Annotated in this window: 18 protein-coding genes; 6 read left to right on the forward strand and 12 right to left on the reverse strand. The window is 49.5% G+C overall.

Features of this window, described 5'->3' with window-relative positions:
• Window positions 1-453 precede the first annotated feature (453 nt).
• From ACPAOP_RS05170 to ACPAOP_RS05180, 3 genes are all read right to left on the reverse strand, one after another.
• Entirely contained in the window at window positions 454-714 is a 261-nt protein-coding gene (locus tag ACPAOP_RS05170; protein WP_423709549.1) for a hypothetical protein, read from the reverse strand.
• Between the two features lie 128 nt (window positions 715-842).
• Window positions 843-1238: a hypothetical protein gene (locus tag ACPAOP_RS05175; RefSeq protein WP_423709550.1), complete on the reverse strand. Its 396-nt coding sequence runs from the start codon at window positions 1236-1238 to the stop codon at window positions 843-845.
• 675 nt (window positions 1239-1913) lie between these two features.
• Window positions 1914-2888 (reverse strand): D-2-hydroxyacid dehydrogenase family protein, encoded by a 975-nt coding sequence (locus tag ACPAOP_RS05180; RefSeq protein WP_423709551.1) that lies wholly within the window; start codon window positions 2886-2888, stop codon window positions 1914-1916.
• 343 nt (window positions 2889-3231) lie between these two features.
• Between ACPAOP_RS05180 and ACPAOP_RS05185 the strand changes: the two genes are divergently transcribed.
• Window positions 3232-5094, forward strand: coding sequence for a phosphoenolpyruvate carboxykinase (GTP) (locus ACPAOP_RS05185; RefSeq protein WP_423709552.1), 1863 nt, complete (start codon window positions 3232-3234; stop codon window positions 5092-5094).
• Window positions 5095-5321: 227 nt separating this feature from the next.
• Here the strand turns inward: ACPAOP_RS05185 and ACPAOP_RS05190 are convergent, their stop codons facing one another.
• The gene (locus ACPAOP_RS05190; protein WP_423679900.1) at window positions 5322-5714 is read right to left on the reverse strand and encodes a DUF2798 domain-containing protein; all 393 of its coding nucleotides are present in this window, start codon (window positions 5712-5714) and stop codon (window positions 5322-5324) included.
• 55 nt (window positions 5715-5769) lie between these two features.
• Window positions 5770-6087 carry a hypothetical protein gene (locus ACPAOP_RS05195; RefSeq protein WP_423679901.1) on the reverse strand — a complete coding sequence of 106 codons (318 nt, stop codon included), beginning with the start codon at window positions 6085-6087 and terminating at the stop codon, window positions 5770-5772.
• Between the two features lie 139 nt (window positions 6088-6226).
• Here ACPAOP_RS05195 and ACPAOP_RS05200 point away from each other — a divergent pair, with 139 nt between their 5' ends.
• The 3 genes from ACPAOP_RS05200 (at window position 6227) to ACPAOP_RS05210 (ending at window position 10190) form a co-directional block, all read left to right on the forward strand.
• Window positions 6227-7198, forward strand: coding sequence for a LysR family transcriptional regulator (locus ACPAOP_RS05200; RefSeq protein WP_423679902.1), 972 nt, complete (start codon window positions 6227-6229; stop codon window positions 7196-7198).
• 137 nt (window positions 7199-7335) lie between these two features.
• The gene (locus ACPAOP_RS05205) at window positions 7336-9381 is read left to right on the forward strand and encodes a sensor histidine kinase (protein WP_423709553.1); all 2046 of its coding nucleotides are present in this window, start codon (window positions 7336-7338) and stop codon (window positions 9379-9381) included.
• A gap of 104 nt (window positions 9382-9485) precedes the next feature.
• Window positions 9486-10190 (forward strand): riboflavin synthase subunit alpha, encoded by a 705-nt coding sequence (locus tag ACPAOP_RS05210; RefSeq protein ID WP_423679904.1) that lies wholly within the window; start codon window positions 9486-9488, stop codon window positions 10188-10190.
• Between the two features lie 73 nt (window positions 10191-10263).
• On the opposite strand, the gene ACPAOP_RS05215 is transcribed toward ACPAOP_RS05210, so the two are convergent.
• Window positions 10264-11148, reverse strand: coding sequence for an EamA family transporter (locus tag ACPAOP_RS05215; RefSeq protein ID WP_423709554.1), 885 nt, complete (start codon window positions 11146-11148; stop codon window positions 10264-10266).
• Between the two features lie 93 nt (window positions 11149-11241).
• Here ACPAOP_RS05215 and ACPAOP_RS05220 point away from each other — a divergent pair, with 93 nt between their 5' ends.
• Window positions 11242-11754 (forward strand): MarR family winged helix-turn-helix transcriptional regulator, encoded by a 513-nt coding sequence (locus ACPAOP_RS05220; RefSeq protein ID WP_423709555.1) that lies wholly within the window; start codon window positions 11242-11244, stop codon window positions 11752-11754.
• Between the two features lie 125 nt (window positions 11755-11879).
• Here the strand turns inward: ACPAOP_RS05220 and ACPAOP_RS05225 are convergent, their stop codons facing one another.
• Window positions 11880-12338, reverse strand: a complete 459-nt coding sequence (locus ACPAOP_RS05225; RefSeq protein ID WP_110254407.1) for an Lrp/AsnC ligand binding domain-containing protein — start codon at window positions 12336-12338, stop codon at window positions 11880-11882.
• 151 nt (window positions 12339-12489) lie between these two features.
• Here ACPAOP_RS05225 and putA point away from each other — a divergent pair, with 151 nt between their 5' ends.
• Entirely contained in the window at window positions 12490-16149 is a 3660-nt protein-coding gene (gene putA, locus ACPAOP_RS05230; RefSeq protein WP_423709556.1) for a trifunctional transcriptional regulator/proline dehydrogenase/L-glutamate gamma-semialdehyde dehydrogenase, read from the forward strand.
• A 145-nt stretch (window positions 16150-16294) separates the two neighbouring features.
• Here the strand turns inward: putA and ACPAOP_RS05235 are convergent, their stop codons facing one another.
• The 5 genes from ACPAOP_RS05235 to ACPAOP_RS05255 form a co-directional block, all read right to left on the reverse strand.
• Window positions 16295-16765, reverse strand: a complete 471-nt coding sequence (locus ACPAOP_RS05235; RefSeq protein ID WP_423709557.1) for a GNAT family N-acetyltransferase — start codon at window positions 16763-16765, stop codon at window positions 16295-16297.
• Window positions 16766-17041: 276 nt separating this feature from the next.
• On the reverse strand, window positions 17042-17575 hold the full coding sequence (locus ACPAOP_RS05240; protein WP_423709558.1) for a DUF2059 domain-containing protein: 534 nt from the start codon (window positions 17573-17575) through the stop codon (window positions 17042-17044).
• A 1027-nt stretch (window positions 17576-18602) separates the two neighbouring features.
• Window positions 18603-19700 (reverse strand): hypothetical protein, encoded by a 1098-nt coding sequence (locus ACPAOP_RS05245; protein ID WP_423709559.1) that lies wholly within the window; start codon window positions 19698-19700, stop codon window positions 18603-18605.
• Between the two features lie 13 nt (window positions 19701-19713).
• Window positions 19714-20928: a DUF3419 family protein gene (locus ACPAOP_RS05250; protein WP_423709560.1), complete on the reverse strand. Its 1215-nt coding sequence runs from the start codon at window positions 20926-20928 to the stop codon at window positions 19714-19716.
• A gap of 124 nt (window positions 20929-21052) precedes the next feature.
• Window positions 21053-21433: a hypothetical protein gene (locus ACPAOP_RS05255; protein WP_423709561.1), complete on the reverse strand. Its 381-nt coding sequence runs from the start codon at window positions 21431-21433 to the stop codon at window positions 21053-21055.
• Window positions 21434-21588: the final 155 nt, after the last annotated feature.

Here is a 21588-nt window from a genome sequence, read left to right on the forward strand (position 1 = left end):
TAATTGCTAACGATTATACTGCATTTATATACAGCATTGCCGGATGAACAAAAATTACGGTCTGTGTACAGAAAGAACCTGTAAATTCTGCATACTCCCCCTGATTTTTAAGAAAACACCCTTAATCTCTGCATGAACGTTGGGCTTTTTTAAATACCCCTGGGAGTATATTTTTGGCGTTTTAAGGGTGTGAGGCGGGCAGAAGCGATGATCGTTGAAGGAAACATACTTGGTAATCAGGGTTCAACATCAGAGCTTTGTGGCAGGCGACAGAGCGACGCCGCCGGGCAAGAATGAAAAGATGCCCGGCAGTGGAACGCCGGGGACTGTCCGATTGAACAATGGCTTAGCCGCGTTTGTCATTGGCGTACTGTTTCCGAAAGCTGGCAGCTTTCATTGCGCCATTGGAAAAACACCCTCGTTTAAAGCTAACTTGCCGAATGGCGGAGAGGTTTAATGCACAGCGCCATGCAGCATTGCAAAGAAAATCGCCAGCAGGATCAGAAATGCGGCTGAGTCCAGAAAGTCAATTTCTTTCAGCCCAAAGACCGGCGGCAAAACACGATTCCAACAAATCTTGAAAGTCCAGACGAACAAAGCAAGCATGAATGGCCCGATGACCAAAATTGGAATCGTGGTAATAGCAAATTGCACAACAGAATCAGACATTAAACTTCCTTTTTTTGATAATAGAAACTCAGGCCACTCGTTCATTTAATGTACAACGGGTGAACTGCTGCACAGATACATGCCTAGCGTTGGACGTAACCGGATGGCAAAAAGCGCAGCTTTTTGGCGTCCAGTGAGCGAAGCGAGCAGCCTTGAGCGACTTGTTAGGCGATTCATTTTTTTAGTGCCTCAACTACCGGCCACAGCCGATTAAGATAAGAAGAAACAGACTTGGCTTTTTGACTCTCACTTAGATCTACGGAATGAGCAACCTGAGCCATCTTTGAGCTGTCATCTGTAAGAATCTTTGTTTGGCGAGTTGAAAGAATCTTTTTTGTATTTATTTCTTTCGCAAGGGAAGCATATTGACTAATTAGTTCAAACTTCTCGGAGTAGACCTTATATCCATGCATCTCCATCTCTCTGAAGATAATTTCAAGCTTAATTCCGTACTCCCTCCGCTCCTTTTGACGAGGATAGTGATAAGAAAGAAGCCACGCGATAACCAATCCTGCGATTGTAAGAGGAACACCTAGAACGGTGGCAATATCTACGATCTCTTTTTGCATGGTAAATATCGCCTAACGTTTTAGTTGTATGGCGGCGAAGCCGTCCGAAACGAACGACCAGTTATGTTTTAGTTTGATTAACACACCACCTCCACGCTAATAAACAAGCAGCGACTGGAAGTAAAATGCTAATGCTACCTATGAGGACTATATTATCTAAATAAGGCAAAGAAGAAGTCGACAACGTCGCGACGATTACTGAAATAACATATATGGAAAACACTATCGCTCGATATCTTAAAGCGAGTTTTGAGACAAATGTAAAAATTAGAATCGCGATAAACAATCCAAGTTCCATCCACATTAAGATCAAAATATCGCCACCGCTAGCATAAGCAACAGATGGAATCACTAGCTGTAAAACAGCCGCGCTAATCTTCATGGTTTGGAAACATAACGTGATTTATTTTTCATTTTGCAACATTAATCATTAATGATCAAAATGTCAACGTAATCAAAATCCCTTGAAAACCGCATGAACATTGACTTCATGTATTTATACCGAGTCAGTTGAGCGAACGTTTGCCTGATCAGCATGACAGCTTTTCGACAGAAAAAGTGTACGTGTACTGGATATACGTTTCTTCCTTCGCTGGTGAAAACGCACACGTTCTGCCGCCACATCGCGTACCGCCGCTAATTGTGGATATATTCAATTTTATCCACACCCCACCTTCACCCCTGCAATAAATTAGTCGGTGTTCCGGCGGCGAAATTCAGGATGTTTTGAAATGCGGCGGCGAAATAGAGTTCGTAGCTGTCTTGTTCGACGTAGCCGATGTGCGGTGTGACGAGGACGTTTTCACGGCGTAGCAGCGGGTGATTTTGCGGTACGGGTTCGGTTTCAAAGACGTCGATGGCGGCGAAGCCGGGGCGGCCGGCATCAAGCGCGTGGACGAGGGCGTCCGGTGCCAGCAGTTCGGCACGGCTGGTGTTGACGAACAGGGCATCCGGTTTCATGCGGGCCAGATCGTCTGGCTGCACGATGCCACGTGTGGCGTCATTCAAGCGCAGGTGCAGGGTGACAATATCGCTGTCGGTAAAAAATGCCTCGCGCGAAGCGGCGGCCTGATAGCCATCCTGCAGCGCTTGTGCGCGGCTGGTTTCACTGCCCCAGACCGTGACGTGCATACCAAACGCGGCAGCGTAACTGGCGATGCGTTTGCCGATTTTGCCGTAACCCCAGATGCCGAGGCGGCGTTGTTTTAACACGCGCCCCAGTCGGTTGCGCTCCGGCTGAACGGAAGATGCTTGCCAGGTTCCCTGTTGCAGTAAAGACGAGTAATTAGTCAGGCGGCGCGAGGCGGCCATGATCAGCGCCCAGGTCAGCTCGGCGGGGGCGGTGGCGTCGCCGACGCCTTCGGCAATGGCGATGCCTTTTTCTCTGGCGGCGGCGAGGTCGATGTGTCCGGCGACTTTGCCGGTTTGCGAGATGAGTTTTAAATTCGGCAGGCGTTGCAGCAGGGCGCGGTTAAAGCGGGTGCGTTCACGGATCAGGACGAGGGCGTCAAACGGGGCAAGGCGTATTGCCAGCTGGCCGACGCCAACCGCGCTGCTGTTGAACACTTTGACGTCATGGTCTTTGAGCATGGCAAAACAGGCGCAATGCCGGACAACATCCTGGTAATCATCGAGGATGGCAATCTTCATGATTTTTTTTCCTTATGCAGCGAAACCGTTGAAACAGTTTCACTTTCAAAAACAGTATTACTGTGATAATAAATCTGATGTGAACTGCACCCAAATGGGCGCGTCCGTGTAGAATATCCGGTTACGTAGCTTTTTGATTCTTCCGTCCGCCTACCGCGCCGACGCAAGCTGGAGTCGGGATCATCCTCCTGATTGCCTATTATCCGACAGAACCGCCGCCATCGTGTTCGCCTTGCTGGAGCTGGGATCGTTTTCCAACCGTGCTCGCATCGCCTGACTTTCTAACGACGACACTGCCGCGCTGCTACCCCGGTTTTTTTATTGCAATCTTATTGGAGTCAGTATGAGTCAAACAACCGCCAACGACATCGCGGCAACCGGCGCAAAAATTAATGCGCCCGCTTATGTCAAACATCCTAAGCTGATCAGCTGGATCGCTGATATCGCTGCGCTGACGAAGCCAGACAATATCGTCTGGTGCGACGGCACACAGGAAGAATATGATCGTCTGTGCGCACAAATGGTCGCTTCCGGCACCATGAAAAAACTGAACGAAGCCAAACGCCCGAACAGTTATCTGGCGTGTTCTGATCCTACCGATGTGGCGCGCGTGGAAGACCGCACGTATATCTGTTCTGAGAAAAAAGAAGATGCGGGCCCGACCAATAACTGGATGGCGCCGGCAGAAATGCGCGCGACGCTGAACCCGCTGTTCGACGGTTGCATGAAAGGCCGCACGATGTATGTGGTGCCTTTCTCTATGGGCCCGCTGGGTTCACCGATTGCGCATATCGGCGTTGAATTGTCTGATTCACCTTACGTGGTGGTGAACATGCGCATCATGACGCGCATGGGCAAAGCGGTGTATGACGTGCTGGGTACGGATGGTGATTTCGTTCCTTGCGTGCATACCGTTGGTAAGCCGCTAGCTGCGGGTGAAAAAGATGTAGCATGGCCATGCAATGCAACGAAATACATCGTGCATTACCCTGAAACCCGCGAAATCTGGTCGTTTGGTTCCGGTTACGGCGGCAATGCGCTGCTGGGTAAAAAATGCTTCGCGCTGCGCATCGCTTCGACCATGGGTCGCGATCAGGGCTGGCTGGCAGAACACATGCTGATTCTGGGTGTGGAATCACCGGAAGGTAAAAAACATTATGTGGCAGCGGCGTTCCCGTCGGCTTGCGGTAAAACGAATTTTGCAATGCTGATTCCGGCAATCAAGGGCTGGAAAGTGACGACGATCGGCGACGATATTGCGTGGATCAAACCAGGTAAAGACGGGCGCTTGTATGCGATCAACCCGGAAGCCGGTTATTTCGGCGTGGCACCGGGCACGAACACAGCCACCAATTCAAATTGCATGGCATCGCTGACAGCCAACACGATTTTCACGAACGTCGCGCTGACCGATGATGGCGATGTCTGGTGGGAAGGCATGACGAAAGAAGCGCCAGCGCATCTGATTGACTGGCAAGGTAAAGACTGGACTCCGGAAATCGCTAAGGAAACCGGCCGTAAAGCAGCACATCCAAATGCGCGCTTCACTGTCGCCGCAACACAAAACCCTGTGATTGACGCTGCATGGGATGACCCAGCCGGTGTGCCGATTTCTGCATTTATCTTTGGTGGCCGTCGCTCAACGACAGTACCGCTGGTAACGGAAGCACGTAACTGGATCGAAGGCGTTTATATGGCTGCGACCATGGGCTCTGAAACCACTGCGGCAGCGGCTGGTCAGCAAGGTGTGGTGCGTCGTGATCCGTTCGCGATGCTGCCATTCATGGGTTACAACATGAGTGACTATTTCCAGCACTGGCTGAATATGGGTAAGAAGATCAACGAGATCGGCGCGACCCTGCCATCGATTTACTGCGTAAACTGGTTCCGTACTGATGCGAACGGTAAATTTGTCTGGCCTGGCTTTGGCGACAATATGCGCGTACTGAAATGGATGCTGGAACGTATCGAAGGCAAAGCCAATGGCGTGGAACACGTCTTTGGTGTGACACCGGCCTTTGATGATCTGAGCTGGGACGGTCTGGAATTCACCGAAGAACAATTCCAGACGATTACATCAATCGATGTGGAAGCCTGGGAAGAAGAACTGGTATTGCATACCGAGTTGTTTGAAAAACTGGCTTACCGTCTGCCGGCAGAGCTGGAAGCAACCCGCGTTGCTTTGAAAAACCGCCTGAGTATGTAAATTTCAGCGCAACAAGTTCTGTTGTTTAAAAAGCGCGACGTGGTCGCGCTTTTTTTATGCCACCATTTTTTGCGCTGTTGAGACACTGCCGGCGTGTGATCAGGGCTTACCGTCAGGCGCAGCAACAATGCTGGCGCTGCTGTTCATGCCGATGAATGCAAAAAAAAAAAGCCGCTGATGCACAGCGGCTTTTTTGTTCAGATCAGCTTTAATCAGCAATCTTTGCATTAATGGGTGATTTTCGGCACCCGGGGAGGTCTGAGAGTCAGTCCATTCTGCGCAGTCACTTCATCAGACACCTGCTGTACTGCTGCAATACCGATGCCCTGTGTACGATGTTGAAGCACGACAGGTTTGCTCAGGCTGCGTGAAATTTTTTGCACCACAGGCAAGGCCATGTACGCCAGCGGAAACGCGATAGGCCAGGTCGTCAGCCATGCTTCCATCCACGATGCGAAGAAGTCACTCGTCATTCCGACCCACAATAAACGCAAAATGGCAGTGACGAACAAGGTCAGCAAACCTGTCATCAGCAGACTAGGCAGCATTGATGCCAGACTTCTGGAACCAACGACTTCACGTGGTGTTGTGCGCTGGTAAGCTGTGGTATAGGCAGACATGGTTAACTCGCTGTACACTGGGCTATGTTGCATTGCAAAATTCTGAGCTTACCGCTTAAGCGCGGGAAGCAAGAGCGCGCAGTTCAGCGGCCATATTCGGCGATGTGCTGTCGAGCTCGTTAGCGATACGGCGCACCGCCAGCATGCTGCGCAAATTGCGTAAAGCAGATTTTTCTTCACGTGTTTTGTTTGGGAATATCGTCAGTTTCAATGCACGTAACATGCCTGTAATCAATGGCTTAAAGACCAATAACATTGTGGTCAGGATACTCAGGCCGATCAAAGGACGGGCGGCAGCAACTAAAGCGCTGATGGCAACTTCAGCGACAGGCAGTGCGCTGGTGGCAGGGAAAGCAATATTGAGGAAATTCATGATCATCTCTACTTTTATTTACATTTGGGAATAATCAGATAATATTGCATTGCAACATATAATTCTAATTTCGATTTCCTATAATCAATATATTGTTTGTGAATAATTGCAGATAACAATACCAACGGAGACAAACAACATGAACTTTTTGACACTGGATCTGAATTTATTGCGGGTGTTTGATGCGGTGATGATTGAGCAAAACCTGACCCGCGCAGCAGACAAACTGGCAATGACACAGCCAGCCGTGTCAAATGCGTTAAAACGCCTGCGCCATTCGCTGAACGATGAATTATTAATACGTACCGCTTATGGTGTGAAGCCGACCCCGCGTGCCGAGGCCTTGTGGCCGACCATACGTCAGGCCCTGTCCAGCCTCGAAGCAGCAATTGCGCCGGGCGTTTTTGATGTGTCGCAGGCGCAGCTGACCTTTCGCATGGCAATGGCGGATGCGACTGCTGCACTGTGGATGCCAACCCTGGTGCGATCCATTCAGAATGAGGCTCCCGGCATTAATGTCAGGATGATGCCACTGACAACGCGCGAACCGCGTCCTATGTTGTTGCACGGCGATATTGATATTGCAGTCGGTTTTTTCCCGGGTGTGGTTGCCCAGCTGGCAGGCGGACAAGCCGCTGGCACCAGCGCGATTCGCCATGAGCGGCTGTACTCGGGTCACTATATTTGTGTGATGCGGCAAAACCATCCTCTGGCGAACAAAACGCTGACGCTGGATGACTACTGCGCCGCAAATCACTTGCTGGTCAGTTTTTCAGGGCGGGCGCACGGTCTGATTGATGAAACTTTAAGCAAAATGGGACGTGAACGACGCATACTGCTGACCATTAACCAGTTTTTCACCGCCGGCCGCGTCGTTGCCAATTCTGACTTACTGACAGTCTTGCCGAGGCACCTGATTTCCGCCACCGGTATGACGGATGCGCTGATCTGGAAAGAATTGCCGTTTGAGACACCGGCAGTACATATCGACATGCTGTGGCATGAACGCGATGCGCGCAATCCTGCACATCAATGGCTGAGAAATAATCTGATCACAATGACGCATTCCAATCTGATCCCGGAATTACAGCAGGACAAAGAGGCAGAGTAAGGGAGAAAATTTTATTCTTGTTTCTGATTGCTAAGCTGATAGAAACTTGTTAGGCTGCTTCATCTGTTTAACAGTTTTTTACATTTTGTGTTGATTTTTCGCTTTTCTCCCTCGTAGCGACTTAACCGCCCAGAAAGATGCACACAGCCAGCTATCGCCGATTAATTATTTTCGCCCTGTTGCTGTTATCTTTATTTTTCAAAGGATACGCAGCGCAGGCAGCGGTAACTTCTCTGGAAAAGGGCGAACAGAAAATTCCTCTGAATGCCCATTTTCAGATGCTGGAAGATAAAACCGGTAAGCTCGATATTCAGGATATTCTGACGCCCTCAATCAATCAGCAATTCAGACCGCTGCACGGAAGTCTGAGTCAGGGTTATACCTCGTCAGCCTTCTGGTTACGTCTGGATATACAAAGAAGCAGTGCCGAAGCCAGCAATACCTGGTTGCTGGAAATGATGCCTATCATGCTCGATGATATCCGCATGTATCGTCTGGCAAACAATGGCAGCATCAGCGTGCAGCGCGCCGGTGACCATATCCCGTTCTCACAACAGGAAATGCGGCATCACTACCCGGTTTTTAAGATCAATCTTCCCGATACAGCTGTCACGACGATATATCTGCGGGTGCAAAGTACCAGTTCAGTTTTCTTCCGCGCGATATTGTGGACACCGGATAAATTCACTGAAACCTCGGATTTTTTGGCCAGTCTGATGGGGATTTATTACGGTGTCATGCTGGCAATGATTATCTACAATGCCTTACTGATGATCAGCTACCGCGATGTGTCGATGTTGTATTACCTGCTGCTGTCGTTCGGTACCTTAACGATAGGAATGTGCGTGAACGGCCACATCGGTATGTTTATCGCGCCCGATTCACCCTGGGTGGTGGACATCATTCCGGCACTGATGCCGCAAGTGATTATTCTTGTTTCGGCTTTGTTTATCAGCAGCTTTCTGCGGCTCAAAGAGACTATGCCTTTCTTCGCCCGTGTTTTCAGAGCAGTGCAAATCATGGTGCTGGTTTTCATCGCTCTGATTCTCGCCGGATACAACACGCAGATCGCTGAATTTGTGCAGGTGATCAATCTGCTGCAGGTCATTTTCTTTTTGCCTATCTGTTTGTTAGCCGGTCTGCGTGGTTATCCGCCTGGTTATATCGTCTGTATCGCGTCACTCTCATGGATCGTCAGCGTATTGCTGATCCCTTTGCGCAATCTCGGCATACTTGAATCAAGCTGGATCACGGATTACGGCTTCCAGATAGGCTCGGCAATGGAAGCCATCTTGCTGGCTTTAGCACAGGCCTACAGAATCAGCCTGATCAAAAAAGAGAGTGCCGATATACAGAGACAGTTGCTGAAAATATCGCAGCAGGCTGAATATGAACTGGAAGCCAAAGTACAGTTGCGGACCGCGGAACTCGACAACGCGATTCAGCGTATGAAACTGCTGGATAAAGAAAAAGACGATATTCTCGGAATTGCGGCGCATGATCTCAAAAATCCTTTAACCAGCATCATCGGTATGAGTGATCTGCTGCGTAAAACGCGTCACCAGATTTCTGAAGAACAGCAGCATCAGTATCTTGAACGCATCAGTAACAGCGGCCAGCGGATGATGCATATCGTCACCAATCTGCTGGATGTGAATGCACTGGAATCCGGACATTTTCACCTGTCGGCAGAAACCGTCAGTGTCAGTCAGTTATCACGCGATATCCTCCAACAATATGAATCGGCACTCAAGGCAAAAAATCTGCATACGGTTGTTGATATTGATGGCAGTGTTTTTGTCACCGCCGATCTGAATGCCTGCATCCGTATTGTTGATAATCTGTTGTCAAACGCGATCAAATTCTCACCGGCAGGAAAAACCATATGGCTGACCATCAGTCAGCACCACGGCATGGGCCGACTCGAAGTACGTGACGAAGGACCGGGTCTGTCCGGCGAGGATCAACAACACCTGTTCACCAAGTTTTCCAAACTGTCACCGACCCCGACAGCAGGAGAACATTCGAGCGGGCTGGGTCTGTCCATCGTCAAAAAACTCAGTGAAGCGCAGGGCGGCAGTGTGCGTTGTATCAGTGCTCTGGGTGCCGGCACCAGTTTCATCTTTGAATTGCCGCTGGCGGAGGTCTCGCTGGCACACATACCAGCGATGACCGGAACCTGAGCAAACAGATACCGCACTAATCGTGTGATTGCATCTGCACAGGCAATTCACCTTACAATCATGGCTGCTCGCTATCTTCCAAATTACTTTCGATTGTTATCATCATGTTTACAGGCATAGTACAAGGCATCGCCCGCATCGCAAAAGTCAGCGACAAACCGGGCTTGCGCACATTTCAGATTGAATTTCCCGAAGGCTTTGCAAAACAGCTGGAAATCGGCGCCAGCGTTGCCGTGGACGGCGTTTGTCTGACCGTGACTCAATTGCATGGCGAACGGGCAGCCGATTTCGATGTGATGCAGCAAAGTCTGGCGATCACTACGCTCGGTAGTTATTCTGAAAACAGCCGTGTCAACGTTGAACGTGCTGCCAGAGACGGTGCGGAAATCGGCGGACATCCTTTATCCGGACACGTTGATTTCACAGCACACGTCGCTCAGATTCGCGAACTGGAAAATAACTACGTGATCCGTATCGCGGTTCCACCGGAATGGTTACGCTATATCTTTGCGAAAGGCTATATCGCCATTAACGGTGCCAGCCTGACGATCGCAGAAGTCAACCGCGAAGAATCCTGGTTTGAAGTATGGCTGATTCCGGAAACCCTGCGCATGACAGTGTTTGCAGAAAAAAAAGCAGGTGCGGCACTGAATATAGAAATTGAACGCAGCACACAAGTCATCGTCGATACTGTGCGCAATATATTGAGTGAAACACTGGGTCCGCTGTTACCTGCACTTGAATCTGTCCTGCAACAACAAGGCGTCAGCAGCGCGCATCTGTTGAACAGCATCAAAGCTGAGAAGTGATCACAGGAACTCATTTCATCTTTCACAGCGAAATGGGTTCTGTCGTGTGAGACCGGACAGACAGCGATTGATACTATGTCTTGGCCGTTGCCGGCTTACTCAGCCATTGCACCGCAAGTATGCTGAACAGCACCATCAACAATCCGGCAAACGATAACCCGCGTATCGTTTGCCCGAGTAACACCCAGCCCAGTAGAACTGCAGTCAGCGGACTAAACAAACCTAATGACGATATCGCAACTGCCGGTAATCGTGCCACACCTCTGAACCACAGAACATACGCCAATAAGGCTCCTATCAAGCTCAAATATGCGTATCCACCAATATTCACAGGAGTCAGCAGTGGCAATGGCGGATCAAACAAACAGGCAAGTGGCAGTAATATCAATCCCCCCAGAAGCAATTGCCATCCGGTGAATGCCAGTACTGGTAAAACAATATTCCAACGCCGCGCCAAGTACGTACCTACCGCCATACATGCCGTACCGGTCAGCGCAGCGGTAATACCGAGCGGATCCCAGACAGAACCAGGTCCCAGTAAAAGAGCAGCCATACCTGCGACACCGGTAATCGCAGCGGCAATCACCGATATCCCCGGCTTGTGGTGATCAAATAGCCAGACCAGCACCATCATCAGTAAAGGTTGTAAAGCACCGACCACCGCAGCTAAACCTCCGGGCAACCGGTAGGCTGCAACAAATAACAAGGCCTGAAAAAATCCTATATTCAATGCTGCAAGTATCAGTAATCGTGGCCAGGCTGCGAACTGCGGAAGGCGGCGGGTCATCAGCAATAACAACATTCCGGCGGGTAGAACCCGTATCAGCGCTGCGGTAAATGGCCGATCCGGTGGTAATAACTGCGTTGTGACGATATACGTACTGCCCCAGATAACAGGGGCAAGTGCTGTGAGTAAGATATCTTTCAATGCGACCGTACCAACAGAACTATTTTTCATTATTTATCTTCAATTCAAGATAAATAATCTTAACACAGAATAAAAATAAATTAGCGATATAATCTTGATATCAAGATAAATGGAGAAATCAGAATGACACAGATTCAGCCCGATGCGGTCGATGTCGTACTGGAACAATGGCGCAATGAAAGGCCCGATCTGGATGTCAGCCCTATGGCTATTATCGGGCGGCTTGGACGTTGTACAGCATTGCTACGACCGCAGTTGGACGCTACATTTGCCGAGTTTAATCTCAGCGCCTGGGAGTTTGATGTGCTGGCGACACTGCGGCGTTCAGGTAAGCCATTTCGCCTGACGCCAACGGCTTTATTTTCCAGCATGATGATTACCTCCGGGACGATGACGCACCGTCTGCAAAGTCTGGAAAACCGCGCACTGATCAAGCGTCTGCCGAACCCGGCCGATGCCCGCAGTATGCTGGTGCAATTATCTGCCAGTGGCCTGAAGCTGATTGATCGTGCTGTCGCCGCTCATGTGGAAAATGAAAGACGGATACTGGCACCGCTGAAAGCAAGCAGTCAGGCAGCGCTGAAAGCGCGTCTGACGGAATTGCTTGCAGTGCTTGAGGAACTTAACCAGCAATAACAACACAGCATGAAAATTGGCCACCTGCATCAGGTGGCCAATTTTTTTACAGCGTTTATATTTAGCGGGTCATCTACTCTCGTTGTGACCTCATCACCGGCGTGATACCGGCAACTGTAAGTCACTTATTTGATTGGCAGACAGCTGGTATTTTTAACTTCTTCCATCACTGCATAGGTATGCGTTTCACGTACACCATTTAATTGCAGCAATGATTTACCGAGGAAGTCGCGGTAGGCGTTCATGTCTTTCACACGCGCTTTGACCAGGTAATCAAAACCACCGGCAACCATATGGCATTCCAGTACTTCGGGAATCGCCTGCACGCCACGGCGGAACGCGTCAAAAACATCGGGTGTGGTTCTGTCGAGCACAACTTCGATGAACACCAGCAAAGCCACATCCAGAAGATGCGGGTTGAGTTGTGCTGTGTAACCAAGAATGTAGCCGGACTCCTGCAATTTACGCACGCGTTCGAGGCAGGCAGCCGGGGATAGGTTAACCCGCGTCGCCAGTTCTACATTACTGATACGGCCATCGTTTTGTAATTCGGCCAGAATTCTTTTACTGATTTTGTCTAGCATAAGAAGTCAAAAATTGATCAGAGTGATGATTAATAATATTCGGGATAATTTTCTCATAAAAAAGAAAATTTCGATATGAGTTCTATTTTCCAGAATTAATCATTGAGCAGCGTCGATACAATGAAATCATATTTGTTTTAATTATTTCTATATGACTGCGACCTCTGTGACTACTTCTACATCCCCGTTTGCGGCACTGCGTGCCGAGCTGTTAGTGAATATCAGCCCACTCAGAAACGCCATTACCAGCGCTTACCGTCGCAATGAAACCGAGGCTGTGCAGTATCTGCTGTCACAAGTTAATTCTTACCCCTCGTTACAAAATAATGTTGCAGAACTTGCGAAAAAATTAGTCAGCAACGTCCGTCAGCAACGCACACGTGCTTCCGGCGTCGATGCGCTGATGCATGAATTTTCTTTGTCTTCCGAAGAAGGTGTCGCTCTGATGTGTCTGGCCGAAGCGTTGTTGCGCATTCCTGACCATCAGACCGCAGATCGCCTGATTGCGGACAAAATCAGTAAAGGCGACTGGGCAAAACATCTGGGCGAGTCACCATCAATGTTCGTCAATGCTGCGACCTGGGGTTTGCTGGTGACAGGAAAACTGGTCGCAACCAATAGCGAACAAGGCCTGGGTGCGGCATTGACGCGGCTGATTGCCAAAGGCGGCGAACCCTTGATCCGTAAAGGTGTGGATCTCGCTATGCGTATGCTCGGCAATCAGTTTGTCACCGGACAGACGATAGAAGAAGCGCTGAAAAACAGTCAGGAAAATGAAAAACGCGGTTACCGCTATTCGTATGACATGCTGGGTGAAGCAGCACTGACCGCCAAAGACGCGGCCTATTATTATCAGTCTTACGAAACCGCAATCCACGCGATCGGTAAAGCCTCAAATGGTCGCGGCATCAAAGATGGCCCGGGTATTTCGGTGAAATTGTCGGCCTTGCATCCGCGTTACTCACGTGCACAACGTGAGCGCACGATGACAGAATTATTGCCGCTGCTGAAAAATTTATTGCTGCTGGCAAAGCACTACAACATCGGCCTGAACATCGATGCGGAAGAAACTGACAGGCTAGAATTATCGCTCGATCTGATGGAAGCACTGGCATTCGATCCCGACCTGAAAGGCTTTGAAGGCATAGGCTACGTGGTGCAGGGTTATCAGAAACGCTGCCCGTATGCGATTGATTATCTGATTGATCTGGCGCGGCGCAGTGGCAGCAAATTTATGGTGCGTCTGGTGAAAGGCGCTTACTGGGATGCCGAAATCAAACGTGCGCAAGTCGATGGCATGAGTGATTTTCCGGTCTATACCCGTAAAGTGTATACCGACTTATCGTATCTGACCTGTGCGCAACGCTTGCTGGCGGCGACCGACGTGATTTATCCACAGTTCGCCACGCACAACGCACTGACGCTGGCGACAATTTATACCTGGGCAAAAGAAGCAGGTGTGACGGATTATGAGTTCCAGTGTCTGCACGGTATGGGCGAAACTTTATACGATCAGGTTGTCGGAAAAGATAAGCTGAATAAGCCTTGCCGTATCTATGCACCAGTTGGTTCGCATCAGACTTTACTCGCCTACCTGGTGCGTCGCTTGCTGGAAAACGGCGCCAACTCGTCGTTTGTGAATCAGATCGTCGATGAAAGCGTGTCGATTGAGTCACTGATCGCGGATCCGATTGCGATTGCGCGCGAACTCGGTGGCAAGCCACATGCAGGCATCGCCTTACCGCGCGAATTGTTTGGTCATGAACGTCAGAATTCTGCCGGTCTGGATTTTTCGAATGAAATCACGCTGCAGGAAATATCAGCACAGTTCACTACAGCAGCCAGTGAGTTCATCGTTGCGACACCATTATTAGCGAATGACAACAGCGCCAGCGAAAGGCGTGATGTACGCAACCCGGCCTGTCTGTCGGATACCGTGGGCGCAGTGATTGAAGCTAACACGCAAGACGTGCAACATGCCTTGCATGCAGCCGAACACTACGCACTGGAATGGCAAACGACTGCCCCATCGAACCGTGCGGCCAGCCTGAAAAAAGCGGCTGATTTACTGGAAGCAAATACTTCTGAATTCATGGCACTGGCCATACGCGAAGCAGGAAAATCACTGCCGAATGCGATTGCAGAAGTGCGTGAGGCGGTCGATTTTTTACGTTATTACGCAGCGCAGGTGGAGTCGCATAGCAATACCAAAGCCCTCGGTCCGGTAGTTTGTATCAGCCCGTGGAATTTCCCGCTGGCGATTTTTATCGGCGAAGTCAGCGCAGCGCTGGCGGCAGGTAACGTGGTGTTGGCGAAGCCAGCTGAGCAAACGCCTTTGATCGCGTATCGCGCAATACAGCTGTTGCACGAAGCAGGCATCCCGCGTGCTGCGTTACAGTTTTTGCCAGGAACCGGCGAAGTCGTCGGTGCGCAGCTGGTCGCAGATCATCGTGTTAAAGGTGTCATTTTTACCGGCTCAACCGAAGTCGCACAGATTATCAACCGCACCCTCAGCAAACGTGCGGTTGCAGAGGGTATCGATATACCGCTGATCGCTGAAACCGGCGGGCAAAATGCGATGATCGTTGATAGCAGCGCCTTACCTGAACAAGTCGTCAACGATGTCCTGACCTCTGCCTTTGACAGCGCAGGTCAGCGTTGTTCCGCACTGCGTATTTTGTGTCTGCAGGAAGATATCGCTGACAAAACGATAGAAATGCTACACGGTGCGATGCAGGAATTGCGTATCGGTCAGACCGATAGGCTGGCAACGGATATCGGCCCGGTCATCGATGCTGAAGCGCAAAACAATTTACAACGGCACATCAACGCAATGCGTGATCTGGGTAAATCGGTATTCAGTCTGACACTGCCGGAAAGCTGCCAGCAAGGCACCTTTATTGCGCCGACTGTCATTGAAATCAGCAATCTGGCTGAACTGAAAAATGAGGTATTCGGCCCGGTACTGCATATTTTGCGCTTCCGCCGCGATCAATTGCCTGAACTGATTGATCAGATCAATGGCACTGGCTTTGGCCTGACGCTGGGCATCCATTCCCGTATCGATGAAACGATCAATTTCATCACCAGCCGTGCACACGTCGGCAATATTTATGTGAACCGTAACATCGTCGGTGCGGTCGTCGGCGTGCAGCCTTTCGGTGGTGAAGGAAAATCCGGCACAGGCCCGAAAGCCGGCGGACCGCTGTATCTGAAACGTCTGCAAAGAACACCGAATACCAGCCTCGGTGGTCACACCGTTTATGAACGGCAAGAGCCTGCGGCACTCAGTACCTTGCTGGTCTGGATCAAGACGCAGCAGATGCAGGAACTGGCGACTACAGGCGAACAATACAGCCATCAGACGCCATATAAGATCACGCAAGTGCTACCCGGCCCGACAGGTGAGCGTAATACCTTATCGTTTGTGCCGCGTGGCCGTATCTATTGCGTCGCCAGCGGGCTGCCTTGCCTGCTGAATCAACTGGCAGCGACACTGGCAACCGGTAACACACCTGTCTTGCCAAAACAGGCACTGACGCTGTTGCCGGACAGTTTTCCGACAGAACTGCGACAGCAGATCATCAGCGCTGAAGTGCAGGATTGCGGTGCGCAGATTGTACTGGTGGAAAGCGGCTTGCTGAATATCTATAAGCCTGTTTTTGCGGCTCTCGAGGGGGCCATCGCCTCTGTGATTGAAACCTCAGACAACACAGAGATTCCGCTGTGGCGCCTGGTGGCAGAACGCGCTCTGTGCATCAACACAACTGCTGCCGGCGGTAATGCCAGCCTGATGGCAATGGCAAGTTAATCACCGCTTTCGCAGCTATCAACATCCAGCAAAAAGCCCGCAAATGCGGGCTTTTTTTTCTATATTGATCAGATCTCGCACTTCGCAGTCGCTGAGGTCATTTACAACCGTCGCTGCCTGAGCCGTTTTTACGACATTAGCAGCATCATTGTAAACGACAGCATCCGCGTACCAGAAATTGCTTAAAACCCTGGCTGTGCCAGAAAGCGGATGCCTGCACGTCTTCACTGAGCCAGTTAACCTCAATACTGCCGAGTTTCTGTTCTATTGCATACGATCTCGCGGCAGCAACCAGTTGTGCACCCAGACCGCGCCGCCGCTGTTGCGGGTGTACGTCGAGGTCCTGCAGATACAGACACGGCGTTTGCGCGAATTCCGGTTCAGGCAGATAAATTTTTGCCGTCAGATAAGCAAACAGATTTGTTGTTGCAGTGTCAAAAATTCCCCAGCCTAAACAAGTCTGCGCAGCCAGCTCATCAGCAATGATCTGGGCGTATGCTTGCTGCGACACTTGCGGCAGATAAGCAGCTTCGGTTTTTGCGCTTTCTGCTGCGCCTGTCAGCCAGAGTCCGGCTATCTGTGGCGCATCGGCAGTTTCAAGAGGTCGTAAATACATGATTGATCAGAAAAATCTGCAACTGAAGGCGCTCAGAACTGGCCTGGTGAGAAATAAATACTGGGGGGAGTATATTTTAAAACCCAGCGTTTACGAGGACATAAAGGCTAAAACTACGGATACTCCCCTAAAAAATCTTAAAACCCTGAAAATTTGCTTATATATTTTTCCGACAAAAAATATGTTTCGATGTCAAAAAAATCAGAAATAAAAAAATAAATTAACTACTTTTAATGGTATTTATTTTATTTTTAACGATAGTTAAGAGAAGATAAATTATTTTAATGATTTTTTCTTTTTATCAATACTGGCAAATTCTTCATTCAATTCTTTTTGTGCCTGTTTTATTTTTTCCGCCATTGGCTTTAATTTTGCCTGCATTTGGTTCATGGTTTGCTGCATGATCGCAGGGATTTTCTGTACATAAGCTTTGCCGGCGGGAGATTTATAAAACGCCGTAATGCCGTCAACGTCTTCCTGTGTCAGCGAGCTGGCGTAGATGTTGATCAGCATCGGTTCCATTTTTTCCCACGACAATTCTTCTTTTTGTATTGCAATAATCTTGTCGCGGAATTTATCGAGCGCTTTTTGCTTTTCTTCGTCAACTTTGGTGCCGTACGCTGCATCACGCATGATGGTGGCCGTCATGTTGTCCGTCTGTGACTGTACCGATTGCAGCAATTCTTTGCTCTGCGTTGCCAGTAACAACTCTCTGATGGACGCATCCGTCGGTTTTGCCGTCTGAGCGTGAGCAACGCTCAGTAAAAGACTGAACAACAGACTGAATGTCACGGTATGCCGGAGTTTCATAAATATCCTCAGAAAAAAAGGAGCACCTATTACAAGCGGTGCTGGATTTCTAAGTAACGGATTCTAAAGGAAATTTTTGCTTGCGGGGGTTTCCGTTTTTTTGCCTGTGGATACCTTTAAAGATAATAACTTTATATATACGTAGTAGTAGTTGTTAACATCTTGCCTGTTCTGTGGATAAGTCAGTAAACATCCACAGAATCAATTATTTAAGCAATTGATAAGGCGGTGCAAAAAGTCTGTATATGCACAGGACAAAATCGGGATAGAAAAATGTCAGAACAGCATTTACTTGTTTACGCACAATATATGCAGTGGATATCAGTGAGCTTATCCACAAAAATATTTTTCAATTTCGTGGTTTTTCTGCCTTTTTATGGCTGTTTTTATAAAAAAGTGTCTGCAAAAACGGGGATTTTCTGTCCTCGCTGTCAGCAGCGTTAAAAAAATCTGACTTTTCAACACGTGTTTTTTTGTTTTTTCATTGCTGATTGAAAAAACAGGCAGGCTTTTTTTAAAAAATACATATTCTTGAAATCCGATTGCCGGAATCCGGATCATTTTTTTTAAGTCCTTGCTAATACCGGATCTGGTTCGAGCAATTTTTCAATCTGACTCTGTTTTTTGTTTCACCAACGGCAGAAATGCTGAAAAGCGTCTGTAACAGGTTTACTTATATGACTTACTTTATATATACATAGTAGTGATAGTTAACGTCGCAATATTTTGTGGGTAAGTCTATATTTATTCACATAAACAAAGACTTATCGACTGTATATCTGTTCTGATAAACCTTGTATCGTTTGATGACAGTTTTGGGATAAATAAATGCCTGGGGAAAACTATGCTGGTTTTCCCCAAAGCATACCGTGGATATACAAGGCTTTATCCACAGGGTTTTTGCGTGATTTTGAGCCGGGTTTGCTGAGTACAGATGAACACAGCACTGGCCAGGCAACTGTTATCTTTTATACGGACCTGGTCAAAAAATGAGGATGCAGGCTGCTTGATTCATCAGGAATAACGCTTATTCTGATCGCCGCTTGATGGTTGCGGCTGATGACCGGAAAACACATTGCTGAAAAACTGCAGAGAACCAGTGGAGAGCGGTTTTCTGAGAAGATGGCAGATGTTGATCGTAAATCGCGGTATATTCAACAGCAACGCTGCTGTTACCGGGATCTGTTTTCAGTTCAGCTCCCCAGTGCACGTTGAGTTGTTTTTGCTTCGCTTCATCGATGAACAGTTGTTGCAGAATGCGATAGGCGTCTACTGCTGCGGGCAGCTTGTGATCCCATGCCATTAATGGCGCACTAAGCCAGCTGCAGCCTGGCTGTGTATAGGTTCCGAGCACACCGGCCCAGCGCCCTCGCCAGCGCAGACCGGTCAGCCCGGCAAAACCGGTTTCCAGACATAATTCAAAAAATGCCAGACTGAAATCAGCCTGCAGATGATTTTTATGCTGCGCCTGGTGCTGCTTGTACAGCGCATACAATTCGTGCAGGTCATGATCAGTGAGCTGATCATGAGGAACAATACTGACGTCAGCCTCAGCTAATAAATCGCTCTGATGACTTTGCTGCGGGTCCGCCAGCATAACCCGGCGTGTCGCTATCATTTTCCAGCCCAGATTACGCAGATGCTGCATCAGTTGCGGGCAGACTTCTGTGCTGAGATGCTGCATCATCAATGGACGTTGCGGATGGGCTGTCTGCAATTTTTCTGTCATCAGTCTGATATCGTCAGCATTCCAGGCTGGATAAAACGTAACAGGCAGCAGGTAATTGCCAACCAGCGCTGCCTGATCCAGCTTGCCAGTGTGCATGAGTGCCGATAGCGGCCCGTAGATCAGGCAGGACAGCGTATCAACCATACGGGCAACGGCGGATACCGGTGACGACCGGCAGTAACGGTTGACACGCAGTAAGGCCGTACGCGGGCTGGACGCGGCGCATTCCTGCCATTGGCTGTGTTCAAGCAGGCTGACGGGATGGCTGTGGCCACCAAATTCTATGGTCTGGATCTGGCAATGGGCATTACTGACCCAATGATTGCCGCCGCGCGAACGTGCGGTCAGCAACCAGAGGGCATCAGCCACCAGACGTGGTGGGATGGAAGTATTCAAATCAGGAAAAGACTCAGTTTTTTTGATAAAGATGCATGCCGCCATAGATGGCCGAACGGTCGGTCGCGTGTAAAGCACGGTTATGTTCCGTATCGGTATGCCATGTGGATAACAATGCTGTTGGTAATGCCGCTTCCAGTGGAGATGACTGACCCGCCGTACGGAACACGACTCTTGCGCCGGGAGCCGCAGTGCGGTTGACTTCTTCCCACAGACTGACGAGTTGCTGTTTGTCCATCCAGTCCTGGACATCGTGGAACACATAAGCATCCATCGAGGCACGCGGCTGAGTACGCAGGAAATCCGTCAGTGTCAGATGATGCGCATGCAGGCGGTCGATATTACGGCGCAGGCTGAAAAAATGGGCCTGTTGCAAATACATGGGCAAAGCTGCCTGTCGCCGTATGTCATAACACCGGCCAAACGCCTGTTGCGCGAAACAATTCTGATCGAGTGGAAAATCGCAGGATAAATGGCGCATTCTTTCTTTGAACAAGACATGCAAACCTTCTCCTGCATCTTTTTTTAACGCTGCGAATTGCGAGAGTGGTACACCCAGGCTATACAGCGCCAGCGGCTGTTGCGCCAGCAGTTTGAACAAGCCTGTATCAAATACCGGGGCAATGTCATGGTCGAATATATCGCGTTGTTCCTGCACGCTGCGGGCTTCGAGCATTTTGCTCATGTCGCCGCCCATCAATCTGACAAAACTGTGCGCAACGCTGATGAAGCGGCCCAGCAAACCATATTGATAAGCCTGATTGGTAAAGTAGTAATAACGAGGCTTGCCTGTAATCGTGCGGCTTTCCCAGAAGTTACTCGCATCTTCGGATAAGTGCTGGCGGATATGACGTTTATACCGTTTCAGATTATCGGCATGATTCGCGTCACCGAGATAGGCCAGCACAGCATCATAATCGGGCAGATGTTTGATTGCGGTCTGTTTGATGTTGAGCATCGCCAGATGGGCGGCGTTCAGATCAACCGCGTGTACGGCTGCCGGTTCAGCAGATAAATACGCCAGCGCGTTGCAACCGCCGGAAGAAATTGTGACGATGTTGGCACCGGGACGTAATTGCAGCGCATGCAGATCGGCTTGCGGGTCTTCCCAGACCTGCGCATGGACGAGGCGGCTGAACCAGTGCGCGAACAGTTTGTCAGCGATGCCTTTACGACCCTGGGTCGTCGAGTTAAACACCGCGCTGGCGATCAGTGCTTTGCTGGACATATTGTTCTCCGATTATCGTTATGGATAACAGAGACTGTAGGCCGGGCAGGTGACATGCTGGTGACAAACAGATGAAGTTTTGGTGAAAAACGATTTGCGTTCGCCGCGTCGGCGAACGTTACGCTCAGTTATCCTGAATATGCCGCACAGCTAAGCGACGGCGACGGGCAACGATGAACAGATACAACTGATACGCGAAATAAAGCGAGGCTAACACCGGCATCGATGCGACCAGAAAAAACAAACCACCCGATAACGGCACTGGGCCAGACCAGACTTGTGCGGCGGTGATAGGAGGAGATTCTTTTTTCTTTTCCGGTTCCGGCATTTTTGGCGTATCGATCACGACGCCGGCAGGTTGTTTTGGCAAATCTTCCGGCGCGACGACGAACACGGATTGGGAAACTGATACCGATGGTGAAGCTGGCGTTGACGGCGCGTCAGCAGCAAAGACTGAGACACTGAATAATTGCATGGCCAGAACCAGAGCGCACTTGAGTTTCATGAGTGGAGAGCAGTAAAAAGTACAGAAAATATAAAATGCTGAGCATCAAATGCTGCGTCAATCGCAGGTGAAGCTACGCTGTGTTCCGCAAAACGAAAGCAGATCCGCTTTGTTCATCGTCATTGCCGATGACGAACCAGCCTCCATTTTATCCA

The sequence above is a fragment of the Undibacterium sp. WLX3042 genome, from assembly GCF_049544825.1.
Classification (GTDB): domain Bacteria; phylum Pseudomonadota; class Gammaproteobacteria; order Burkholderiales; family Burkholderiaceae_D; genus Undibacterium.

Coding starts and splice junctions, on each gene's coding strand:
- ACPAOP_RS05170 (WP_423709549.1), bottom strand. CDS start 714: ATGAACGAGTGGCCTGAGTTTCTATTATCAAAAAAAGGAAGTTTAATG.
- ACPAOP_RS05175 (WP_423709550.1), bottom strand. CDS start 1,238: ATGCAAAAAGAGATCGTAGATATTGCCACCGTTCTAGGTGTTCCTCTT.
- ACPAOP_RS05180 (WP_423709551.1), bottom strand. CDS start 2,888: ATGAAGATTGCCATCCTCGATGATTACCAGGATGTTGTCCGGCATTGC.
- ACPAOP_RS05185 (WP_423709552.1), top strand. CDS start 3,232: ATGAGTCAAACAACCGCCAACGACATCGCGGCAACCGGCGCAAAAATT.
- ACPAOP_RS05190 (WP_423679900.1), bottom strand. CDS start 5,714: ATGTCTGCCTATACCACAGCTTACCAGCGCACAACACCACGTGAAGTC.
- ACPAOP_RS05195 (WP_423679901.1), bottom strand. CDS start 6,087: ATGAATTTCCTCAATATTGCTTTCCCTGCCACCAGCGCACTGCCTGTC.
- ACPAOP_RS05200 (WP_423679902.1), top strand. CDS start 6,227: ATGAACTTTTTGACACTGGATCTGAATTTATTGCGGGTGTTTGATGCG.
- ACPAOP_RS05205 (WP_423709553.1), top strand. CDS start 7,336: ATGCACACAGCCAGCTATCGCCGATTAATTATTTTCGCCCTGTTGCTG.
- ACPAOP_RS05210 (WP_423679904.1), top strand. CDS start 9,486: ATGTTTACAGGCATAGTACAAGGCATCGCCCGCATCGCAAAAGTCAGC.
- ACPAOP_RS05215 (WP_423709554.1), bottom strand. CDS start 11,148: ATGAAAAATAGTTCTGTTGGTACGGTCGCATTGAAAGATATCTTACTC.
- ACPAOP_RS05220 (WP_423709555.1), top strand. CDS start 11,242: ATGACACAGATTCAGCCCGATGCGGTCGATGTCGTACTGGAACAATGG.
- ACPAOP_RS05225 (WP_110254407.1), bottom strand. CDS start 12,338: ATGCTAGACAAAATCAGTAAAAGAATTCTGGCCGAATTACAAAACGAT.
- putA (WP_423709556.1), top strand. CDS start 12,490: ATGACTGCGACCTCTGTGACTACTTCTACATCCCCGTTTGCGGCACTG.
- ACPAOP_RS05235 (WP_423709557.1), bottom strand. CDS start 16,765: ATGTATTTACGACCTCTTGAAACTGCCGATGCGCCACAGATAGCCGGA.
- ACPAOP_RS05240 (WP_423709558.1), bottom strand. CDS start 17,575: ATGAAACTCCGGCATACCGTGACATTCAGTCTGTTGTTCAGTCTTTTA.
- ACPAOP_RS05250 (WP_423709560.1), bottom strand. CDS start 20,928: ATGTCCAGCAAAGCACTGATCGCCAGCGCGGTGTTTAACTCGACGACC.
- ACPAOP_RS05255 (WP_423709561.1), bottom strand. CDS start 21,433: ATGAAACTCAAGTGCGCTCTGGTTCTGGCCATGCAATTATTCAGTGTC.